The 8710-nt window shown below is 72.2% G+C and carries 9 protein-coding genes; 3 read left to right on the top strand and 6 right to left on the bottom strand.

What is annotated here, in order from left to right; translation table 11 throughout:
• From ACFYOJ_RS05275 to ACFYOJ_RS05265, 3 genes are all read right to left on the bottom strand, one after another.
• Nucleotides 1–162, bottom strand: a 162-nt coding sequence (locus ACFYOJ_RS05275) for a DUF397 domain-containing protein (RefSeq protein ID WP_388596211.1), incomplete at its 3' end; no start/stop codon positions are given.
• Between the two features lie 11 nt (nt 163–173).
• Nucleotides 174–401: a DUF397 domain-containing protein gene (locus ACFYOJ_RS05270; RefSeq protein ID WP_356553487.1), complete on the bottom strand. Its 228-nt coding sequence runs from the start codon at nt 399–401 to the stop codon at nt 174–176.
• Nucleotides 370–1224, bottom strand: a complete 855-nt coding sequence (locus ACFYOJ_RS05265) for a Scr1 family TA system antitoxin-like transcriptional regulator (RefSeq protein WP_388596182.1) — start codon at nt 1222–1224, stop codon at nt 370–372. The genes ACFYOJ_RS05270 and ACFYOJ_RS05265 overlap by 32 nt, the downstream gene beginning before the upstream one ends.
• Before the next feature lie 151 nt (nt 1225–1375).
• On the opposite strand from ACFYOJ_RS05265, the gene ACFYOJ_RS05260 reads away from it, so the two are divergent.
• Both ACFYOJ_RS05260 and ACFYOJ_RS05255 read left to right on the top strand, forming a co-directional pair.
• A complete protein-coding gene (locus ACFYOJ_RS05260) occupies nt 1376–1615 on the top strand; it encodes a hypothetical protein (RefSeq protein WP_356553491.1) in 240 nt (79 codons plus the stop codon).
• A complete protein-coding gene (locus tag ACFYOJ_RS05255) occupies nt 1612–2031 on the top strand; it encodes an ATP-binding protein (RefSeq protein WP_356553493.1) in 420 nt (139 codons plus the stop codon). Before ACFYOJ_RS05260 ends, ACFYOJ_RS05255 begins: the two co-directional genes overlap by 4 nt.
• A gap of 41 nt (nt 2032–2072) precedes the next feature.
• Here the strand turns inward: ACFYOJ_RS05255 and ACFYOJ_RS05250 are convergent, their stop codons facing one another.
• The 3 genes from ACFYOJ_RS05250 to ACFYOJ_RS05240 all read right to left on the bottom strand — a co-directional run bounded on the left by ACFYOJ_RS05250 (nt 2073) and on the right by ACFYOJ_RS05240 (nt 5742).
• Nucleotides 2073–2219 carry a hypothetical protein gene (locus tag ACFYOJ_RS05250; RefSeq protein ID WP_356553495.1) on the bottom strand — a complete coding sequence of 49 codons (147 nt, stop codon included), beginning with the start codon at nt 2217–2219 and terminating at the stop codon, nt 2073–2075.
• 183 nt (nt 2220–2402) lie between these two features.
• Nucleotides 2403–2588: a hypothetical protein gene (locus ACFYOJ_RS05245; protein ID WP_356553496.1), complete on the bottom strand. Its 186-nt coding sequence runs from the start codon at nt 2586–2588 to the stop codon at nt 2403–2405.
• A 187-nt stretch (nt 2589–2775) separates the two neighbouring features.
• The gene (locus tag ACFYOJ_RS05240) at nt 2776–5742 is read right to left on the bottom strand and encodes a BTAD domain-containing putative transcriptional regulator (protein WP_356553498.1); all 2967 of its coding nucleotides are present in this window, start codon (nt 5740–5742) and stop codon (nt 2776–2778) included.
• A 226-nt stretch (nt 5743–5968) separates the two neighbouring features.
• On the opposite strand from ACFYOJ_RS05240, the gene ACFYOJ_RS05235 reads away from it, so the two are divergent.
• Nucleotides 5969–8590, top strand: coding sequence for a bifunctional FO biosynthesis protein CofGH (locus tag ACFYOJ_RS05235; protein WP_356553499.1), 2622 nt, complete (start codon nt 5969–5971; stop codon nt 8588–8590).
• Nucleotides 8591–8710: the final 120 nt, after the last annotated feature.

The following is an 8710-nucleotide window of genomic DNA, read 5'->3' as shown; positions in this document are numbered from 1 at the left end:
CAGGACGGGCCCGTCGTCCCCGTTCCCCGCCTGCTTGGAGTCCCGTACGGGGACGAGTCCGGGGAGGCCGTGGGCGACCTCGACGCAGTCGCCGCCGTCGCCGTTGCTGTAACTGCTCTTGTGCCAGCGTGCGGAGCCCAGGTCAGAGCCGTTGCCTGCCATGTCGACGGCCCTCAGCCGACGCGGTACTCGTCGACGAACGCCTGCCAGGCGCGGGGTCGGAAGAGCAGGACGGGCCCGTCGTCCCCGTTCCCCGCCTGCTTGGAGTCCCGTACGGGGACGAGTCCGGGGAGGCCGTGGGCGACCTCGACGCAGTCGCCGCCACTGCCGTTGCTGTAACTGCTGCTCCGCCAGTGGAGGCCGGTCAACTCAATCCCCTTGTTTGCCGCGTCGGTAGTCATCAGCCACTTCCTCGATCAGGGCGAGGGACGCCTCGGGTGGTAGGGCGGTGGCCCTGAGCCGATCGTACGACTTGCGGTACTCCCTCACGAGAGCCGGTTCGTCAATGGTGTCTCCGGTGTGCAGGGACTCGGTGTAGACGAGTGGCGGAGCGTCGGGAAAGGTCATCAGCTTTGCCGTGCCGAGCATGAACGGATGCGGTCGCCCGGTGTTCCACGGCAGCACTTGTGGAGTGATCCGCGGCCGACGCGCCAGTTCCGCGATGTGCTCCAACTGCTCGGCCATCTCCGCCGGAGGCAGGATGGGACGCCGGAGCAGCGACTCGTCGAGGATCACCCAGTACTCGGGCGTCGCTCCCTCGTCGTCCAAGAGGCGCCCTCGGGCCAGTCTGGCCTGGACCTTCTCCTCCGTTGTCCTGACGGACTCCAGAGGGTGCGTGGCGCGTACGACGGCATAGATGTACGGGCCGGTCTGGAGCAGTCCCGGGAAGAGCGTTGGGCACCATTCCTCGATGACGTCCGCGTGCCGCTCCGCCTCCAGCACCCGCTCGAAGTACTTGGCGTGACCCTTCCGGCGGGCCTTGTGCACGTCCTCGCAGCGTCGGGCGAAGAAGCCGTCGGTGCCGAGCATCCGGTCCACGTGCTCGGCGAGTTCGCGGGGCATGCGGCGCTCGCCGCGTTCGATCTCGCTGAGGTGGCTCAGCCCGTAGAAGCTTCCCTCCGCCAACTGGCCGAGGGTCAGGCCCGCTTGCTCGCGTTTCCAGCGCAGTTCCTTGCCGTAGAAGCTCGGGACGCTTTCCGACCCGTCGATGTCCTTGCGTCGCACGCCGCCCACCCGTCTTTCCGTTGCCGCGACTCCACCGGTACCGCGTCCGGTTCCGCGGGTCGCGGCCGGGAACGGTTTCCTCTTCCACGATAGGGAGGGCGGCTCCATGCTGTGACCGATTCGTCACCCAGAGCACGGAAGGTGTACGTCCATGCAGTCACCACCCCCTTCTCCCGAACCCGCCCCCACGGCCTACGACGTGACGCTCTGCGCCGAGGCCCTGCGCGACGCCCTGGCCGTCCACGGCATCACGCTGCCGTCCCTCCGCGTCGACCTGCCGGGCTTCGCGGGCGCGTACCGCCCGCCGGCCGGGCTGATCGCCCTGGGGAACTGCAACGTGGCGACGGCGCGGCGGCTGACGGAGGTTCTCCGGAAGGCGGCGGAGGGGTGAGCGGACGGGGCGAGGGCCTGACGGACCTCAGGATCGAGCTCCTGGCTCTGCCCAAGGCGGTGCCCGAACTGCGCCGGGCAGTCGGGGAGTACGTGGACGCCGGGGTGCGCGCCGAGGCGCAGCTCTGCGTGACGGAGCTGGTCGCGAACGTGGTGCGGCACGTGGGGGAGGGGACGCCGGTGCACGTGCGGGTGGCCGGGCGTACGCCGGGTGCGCCCACGCGCATCGAGGTCACCGACCCGGCGGCACATGTCCTGCCGGTGCTTCACCACGCCGGTGCGGAGGACGAGGCCGGGCGCGGGCTGTCGCTGGTGGACGCGGTGGCACGCAGGTGGGGTGTGGAGTGCGGGGGCGCGGGCGGGAAGACGGTGTGGTGCGAGGTGGTCGGGGCGGAGACCGGCGCCGTACGCGAGTGAGGCCGGGGATTCCCCCCGGCCTCGTCGGTGAAGCGCCCGCGTCAGGGCATGGGGTTCTCGAGCGTCACGACGACCGTGTCCTGCGGGGGCACGGGCATGTGGCTGTCGGCCAGTGCCGGGCTCGTGGCGGCGGCGGTGGCGCCGAGCACGAGGGCGACGGTGGCGAGCAGCTTCTTGGCGCGGGTCATTTCCAACTCCTGTGAGTTCGGAGGAAGTCCGGACAGGAGGTGAGAGCAGAGACGTCGAGTGCGTGTGTTCGAGCGCTTCGAACGTTTGGTGCCAGATGTTGGCCGGAAGTGATCACAGACATGCATCGGCCGCGGCGGCTCCCCCTCCGCGCCGCCGCGGCCGATCCCCGTGCGGGAAAAGGTCTACTTGCCGTCCAGGCCCAGGGCGGGCGGCGCGGGCATCGCGTTGTCCATCGTGGTGATGGCGTCCTTCGCGGGCGGAGTGGGCATCGCGTTGTCCATCGTGGTGATGGTCTCGCCCTGCGCCGGCGGAGTGGGCATCGCGTTGTCCAGAGTGGTGGCTTCCGTGTCCTTCTTCGGGTCGCTCATGGTCTGTGTTCCTTCGCTGCTGTGTCGGCTGGTGAGGAACACCCGCCCGGTAGCTCCCCCGCGGGCCGCCGGACGGGCGTTCGGAGCCGCACGATACTGGCAGGGCTCCTGGTCAGACCGTCTCCCCCTGCTGACGGTATGACAGGAAGAACAATGCACGAGGGAGATAAACGAATGCTGAACGCCTTCAGGACGCCGTGACCGGGGAAAGCAGCGCGCGAGCCTCGTCAGCCTCTGATGCACCGCACTGCTGAAAGAGATTGAGCGCATCTCGCCAGCAGGCTCTGGCCCGGTCCGCCTGGCCGAGCTCGGCAAGGGCGCGGCCGAGGAGCAACAGAACGTTCCCACGCATCCGGTCACCACCGATGCACCCCAGTGCCAAGGCCTGTTCGGCGTGCTGTGCCGCCTGCGCCGGACGCTGAGCGGACAAGTGCACCTGAGCGATACGGAAGTTGGTCGTGCCCTGCCAGAGGCGCTGTCGATGGACCTCGAAAATGCGCAGAGCGTCGGAGAACTGGCTGAGAGCCTCTGTGTGGCGGCCCGCACCGATCAGCGCTATGCCCAGGGTGAAGTGGCCGTTGGCGAGACGCATGGTCCGGCCGATGTCGAGCTGAGCGGTCAGACCTCTGTTCGCGATCGCCACCGCCTTCTCGGTGTTGCCCATGCCCAGATGTGCGCGGGAAAGGTTGCAGAGGCTGAGAGCTTCACCGGCACGGTTGCCGGCTGCCTGGTAGCCCTCGATGGCTTGCTCCAGGAAAATTCGCCCGTCCGCGTACCGGCCTTGATGCAGAGAGATGAGTCCCCGGTCGTTCGCGACCCAGCTGACGGCGGTAGTGTCCCGAGCCGACTCTGCGAGTGCCATGGCCAGCTCCGCTTGCTCGGCGGCCTGCTGGATGCGCCCGGACACCAGAAGCACGTTGGTGAGGGTCGTACGGGCTCTGCCCTCGGCACGTGGATCCCCACCGGCCCTGGTGGCGTCGCACATCGCCCTGGCCGTCGTCTCGTACTGGTGGGAATTCGCCCCGGACTCCGTCAGGTCCTTGGCCGCCCACAGCAGGTCCACCGCTCGCCGCAGCCTGTCCGTCCCGGCGGCCTGCCGTACGCACGCGAGCAGGGGAGCCGCCTCGCTGTACAGCCAGTCCAGGGCCGCCGAGCCCTCGGTGAACGTCAGCCCCGGGTGCTCGGTCGGCTCCAGGCCGTCCACCAACCGGTCCCCCGGGCGTTCGATCGCGTACACCGCCGCCGCCGTGGCCAGGTAGAAGTCCAGCAGCCTGGACAGCGCCGCGTCCCGTTCGGTCGGCGGGTGTTCGTCCCTCTCCGCGCATGCACGCGCGTAGAGGCGGACGAGGTCGTGGAAGCGGTAGCGTCCCGGTGCCGCCGACTCCAGCAGGGACGTGTCCACGAGGGACTCCAGCAGGTCCTCCGTCTCCTCCGCCGGCAGGTCCAGCACCGCCGCCGCGGCGGCGAGGGAGATGTCGGGGCCGTCGGCCAGTCCGAGGAGCCGGAAGGCACGGGCCTGGGCCGGTTCCAGTTGCCCGTAGCCCAGTTCGAACGTGGCCTTGACCGCGAGGTCGCCGGCCCGCAGCTCGTCCAGCCGGCGCCGCTCGTCCGCCAGTTTCGCCGCGAGGACGGACACCGTCCAGGTGCGCCGGGCCGCGAGGCGGGAGGCGGCGATGCGGATGGCCAGCGGCAGGAAGCCGCACGCCCCCACCACGTCCAGGGCCGCCTCCCGCTCCGCGGCGACCCGCTCCTCGCCCACGATCTTCGTGAAGAGGGTCAGCGCCTCCTCGGGGGACATCACGTCCAGGTCGACCAGATGCGCCCCGGCGAGGTCCACCATCCGCGCCCGGGACGTCACCAGCGCCGCGCACCCCTCCGTGCCGGGCAGCAGCGGGCGCACCTGGGCGGCGTCGCGGGCGTTGTCCAGCAGCACCAGGACGCGGCGGCCGTCCAGGACGGAGCGGTAGAGGGCGGCGCGCTCCTCCAGGGAGTCGGGGATGGCCGAGTCGGCCGTGCCCAGGGCGCGCAGGAAGGCGCCCAGCACCGTCTCCGGTTCCGCCGCCCGCGCGCCCGCGCCCTGGAGGTCGACGTAGAGCTGTCCGTCCGGGAAGGCGGCCCGCGCCCGGTGGGCGACGTGCACGGCGAGGGTGGTCTTGCCGACGCCGCCGATGCCGGCGAGGGCGGAGACGGCCATCACCCGGCCCTCGGCGCCCGACGCCGAGGCCAGCACCTCGCTCAGCTCCCGCACGAAGGACGCGCGTCCCGTGAAGTCCGGTACGGAGGCGGGGAGCTGGGCGGGGCGGACCGGGGGAGCGGCGGTCTCCGGGGCGGGGGCGGACGTCTCCGACAGGGCCGGGTCCGCCCGGAGGATGCGCTGTTGCAGCTCGCGCAGGCCGGGGCGCGGGTCGACGCCCAGCTCGTCGGCGAGCAGCCGCCGCGTGTCCGCGTACACGGCCAGCGCCTCGGCCTGGCGTCCGCTGCGGTACAGGGCGAGCATCAGCAGCTCCCGCAGCCGTTCGCGCAGCGGGTGCGCGGCGGTCAGCGCGGTCAGCTCCGAGACGGCCTCCGCGTGACAGCCCTGCTCCAGGTCCATGTCGAGCCGCGTCTCGACGAGTTGGAGCCGCCACTCCTCCAGCCGGACCCGCTGCGTATCGGCGTACGGGCCGGGGACGCCCGCCAGTGTCTCGCCGTCCCACAGCGCCAGCGCGCGCCGCAGCGTCTCACGGGCCCGGCACAGGTCGCCGGCGGCCCGCGCCTTCTCCGCCTCGGCGGCCAGGTCCTGGGCGAGCGACAGGTCCAGGGCCCCGCCGACCAGTCCCCGCACGGCGTACCCGCCCGACTCGCTGACCAGCACCCCGGGGTCCAGGATCTTCCGCAGCCGCGACGCGTACGTGCGCACCGCCGCCAGCGCCTGCGACGGCGGTTCCTCTCCCCACAGCGCGTCGATCAGCTCGGCCGCGGTGGCCGTACGGCCCTCGCGCAGCAACAGGGCGGCCAGCAGCGCGCGTTGCTGCGGGGAACCGGTGGGCAGCGGCTCGTCGCCGCGCCAGGCGCGCACCGGCCCGAGCACGCCGAACCGCAGCGCGGCCGGCGGCCCCGGTTCCGCCGCCACCGCGGAAAGCCGCTGCCCCGGAGCGCGCGGTCCACCGTCCATGCCGTCCCCCTAGACATCCTGAGCAACTACGCCAGTTTGCCCTGTGGACGGCGACCGCGTCAGCCGTCGGAGACGCCGATCACAGCACCCTCACCTCTCCGGGACCGCCCGCGCCGCCGGCGGCCCAGGAAGACCGAGGAGGTTCGGGGCATGGAGGGACGGAAACCGCCCGGTGGGGAGCGGGACGCGCGCCGTGCCCCGATCATGGCGCTCGTATGCTCGGAGGATGACGACTTCCGCGACCTCCGGAACCGGGCCCGACGACCCCACCGGCGCCGCCGGCCCGGCCGGTCCCACCGAGAACTCCCTGCGTCGCGCCCTCAAACGCGCCCGGGACGGTGTCGCCCTCGACGTCCGTGAGGCCGCGGTGCTGCTCCAGGCCCGCGGCGAGCACCTCGCCGACCTCACCGCGTCCGCCGCCCGGGTGCGCGACGCCGGCCTGGAGGCGGCGGGCCGCCCCGGCGTCATCACCTACTCGAAGAGCGTCTTCGTCCCGCTCACCCGCCTGTGCCGGGACAAGTGCCACTACTGCACCTTCGTCACCGTCCCCGGCAAGCTGCGCCGCGCCGGGCACGGGATGTTCATGTCGCCGGACGAGGTGCTGGACATCGCCCGCAAGGGCGCCGCCCTCGGCTGCAAGGAAGCCCTCATCACCCTCGGCGACAAGCCCGAGGACCGCTGGCCCGAGGCCCGCGAATGGCTCGACGCGCACGGCTACGACGACACGATCGCCTACGTCCGCGCGATCTCGATCCGCATCCTGGAGGAGACGGGCCTGCTGCCCCACCTCAACCCGGGCGTGCTGACCTGGACGGACTTCCAGCGCCTCAAGCCGGTCGCGCCCTCCATGGGCATGATGCTGGAGACGACCGCGACCCGCCTGTGGTCCGAGCCCGGCGGCCCCCACCACGGCTCCCCGGACAAGGAACCGGCCGTGCGCCTGCGCGTCCTGGAGGACGCCGGACGCTCCTCCGTCCCCTTCACCTCCGGCATCCTCATCGGCATCGGCGAGACCTACGAGGAGCGCGCCGAGTCGCTGTTCGCGCTGCGCAAGGTCTCCCGCGCCTACCACGGCGTCCAGGAGCTGATCATCCAGAACTTCCGCGCCAAGCCCGACACCGCGATGCGTGGCATGCCGGACGCGGAACTGGACGAGCTGGTCGCCACGGTGGCCGTCGCCCGGCACCTCATGGGCCCCGCCGCCAACATCCAGGCCCCGCCCAACCTGGTGGACGCCGAGTACGAGCGTCTGATCGCCGCCGGCATCGACGACTGGGGCGGCGTCTCCCCGCTCACCATCGACCACGTCAACCCCGAGCGTCCCTGGCCGCAGATCGAGGAACTCGCCGGCAGGTCCCGCGCGGCCGGCTTCGAACTGCGCGAACGCCTGTGCGTCTACCCCGAGTTCGTGCGGCGCGGCGAGCCCTGGCTGGACCCGCGCCTGCTGCCGCACGTCCGCGCGCTCGCCGACCCGGACACCGGCCTGGCCCGCGAGGACGCGGTGGTCGAGGGCCGCCCGTGGCAGGAGCCGGACGAGGCCTTCGAGGCGTCCGGCCGCACCGACCTGCACCGCACCATCGACACCGAGGGCCGCACCTCGGACCGCCGCGACGACTTCGACGAGGTGTACGGCGACTGGGGCGCCCTGCGCGAGGCGGCCGCCCCCGGCATGGCGCCGGAGCGCATCGACACCGACGTGCGCGCCGCGCTCGCCACGGCCGCCGACGACCCCACCAGGCTCACCGACGACGAGGCGCTGGCCCTCCTGCACGCCGACGGCCCCGCGCTGGACGCCCTGTGCAAGGTGGCCGACGACGTGCGCCGCTCGGCGGTCGGCGACGACGTGACGTACATCGTCACCCGCAACATCAACTTCACCAACGTCTGCTACACCGGCTGCCGCTTCTGCGCCTTCGCCCAGCGCCGCACGGACGCCGACGCCTACACCCTCTCCCTGGACCAGGTCGCCGACCGCGCCCAGCAGGCGTGGGAGGTCGGCGCGGTCGAGGTCTGCATGCAGGGCGGCATCCACCCCGACCTGCCCGGCACCGCGTACTTCGACATCGCGAGGGCGGTGAAGGCCCGCGTCCCCGGCATGCACGTGCACGCCTTCTCCCCGATGGAGGTCGTCAACGGCGCCACCCGCACCGGCATGCCGATCCGCGAGTGGCTCACCGCCGCGAAGGAGGCCGGCCTCGACTCCATTCCCGGCACCGCGGCGGAGATCCTCGACGACGAGGTCCGCTGGATCCTCACCAAGGGCAAGCTGCCGGCGGCCACCTGGATCGAGGTGATCGAGACCGCCCACGAACTGGGCATCCGGTCCAGCTCCACGATGATGTACGGCCACGTCGACCAGCCCCGCCACTGGCTCGGCCACCTGCGCACCCTCGCCGGCATCCAGCAGCGCACGGGCGGCTTCACGGAGTTCGTGACCCTGCCCTTCGTCCACACCAACGCGCCCGTCTACCTCGCGGGCATCGCCCGCCCCGGGCCGACCGTGCGGGACAACCGCGCGGTCACGGCGATGGCCCGCCTCCTGCTCCACCCCCACATCCCCAACATCCAGACGAGCTGGGTGAAACTGGGCACCGAGGGCGCGGCGGAGATGCTCCGCTCCGGGGCGAACGACCTCGGCGGCACGCTCATGGAGGAGACGATCTCCCGCATGGCGGGCTCCTCCTACGGCTCCTACAAGTCGGTCAAGGACCTGATCGCCGTCGCCGACGCGGCGGGCCGCCCGGCGAAGCCCCGCACCACCCTGTACGGCGAGGTCCCCGAGGAACGGCGGCGGGCGGCCGCGGCCTCCGACGGACACCTGCCGGAACTGCTGCCGGTGCTGGACTGACGATCTACAGGAGCTTCCGGCCGCCGGACCGCCCAGCCGGCCGCCGGACCGCCCAGCCGGCCGCCGGACCGCCCAGCCGGCCGCCGGACCGCCCAGCCGGCCGCCGGACCGTCCGACCGG

This window comes from Streptomyces sp. NPDC006384, assembly GCF_042870695.1.
GTDB lineage: Bacteria > Actinomycetota > Actinomycetes > Streptomycetales > Streptomycetaceae > Streptomyces.
Note: the sequence above shows the minus strand (reverse complement) of the source record. Positions and strands in the feature narration are given on the sequence as shown.

What these genes read in the sequence shown, in the direction of transcription:
- ACFYOJ_RS05270 (WP_356553487.1), bottom strand. Translation starts at nt 401, where the DNA reads ATGACTACCGACGCGGCAAACAAGGGGATTGAGTTGACCGGCCTCCAC.
- ACFYOJ_RS05260 (WP_356553491.1), top strand. Translation starts at nt 1,376, where the DNA reads ATGCAGTCACCACCCCCTTCTCCCGAACCCGCCCCCACGGCCTACGAC.
- ACFYOJ_RS05250 (WP_356553495.1), bottom strand. Translation starts at nt 2,219, where the DNA reads ATGACCCGCGCCAAGAAGCTGCTCGCCACCGTCGCCCTCGTGCTCGGC.
- ACFYOJ_RS05245 (WP_356553496.1), bottom strand. Translation starts at nt 2,588, where the DNA reads ATGAGCGACCCGAAGAAGGACACGGAAGCCACCACTCTGGACAACGCG.
- ACFYOJ_RS05240 (WP_356553498.1), bottom strand. Translation starts at nt 5,742, where the DNA reads ATGGACGGTGGACCGCGCGCTCCGGGGCAGCGGCTTTCCGCGGTGGCG.
- ACFYOJ_RS05235 (WP_356553499.1), top strand. Translation starts at nt 5,969, where the DNA reads ATGACGACTTCCGCGACCTCCGGAACCGGGCCCGACGACCCCACCGGC.